1 protein-coding gene is annotated in these 294 nt (G+C 41.5%); it reads left to right on the top strand.

The window, feature by feature from the left end; translation table 11 throughout:
* On the top strand, nt 1–294 hold a 294-nt coding region (locus tag SB717_RS34990; protein ID WP_410907489.1), incomplete at both ends, for a redoxin domain-containing protein.

The raw sequence follows: 294 nt of genomic DNA, 5'->3' as shown, positions 1-294 counted from the left end.
GACTTCACATTCGTTTGCCCAACTGAACTTGAAGACTTACAAAACCAATATGCAACTCTAAAAGACTTAGGCGTTGAAGTATACTCTGTATCTACAGACACTCACTTCACTCACAAAGCATGGCATGATAGCTCAGAAACTATCGGCAAAATCGAGTACATCATGATTGGTGACCCAACTCGCACAATCACTACAAACTTCAACGTTTTAATGGAAGAAGAAGGTCTTGCTGCTCGTGGTACATTCATCATCGATCCAGACGGCGTTATCCAATCTATGGAAATCAATGCTGAC

The organism is Priestia sp. SIMBA_032, assembly GCF_046535215.1.
In the GTDB taxonomy this organism is placed as follows: Bacteria; Bacillota; Bacilli; order Bacillales; family Bacillaceae_H; genus Priestia; species Priestia aryabhattai.
Note: the sequence above shows the minus strand (reverse complement) of the source record. Positions and strands in the feature narration are given on the sequence as shown.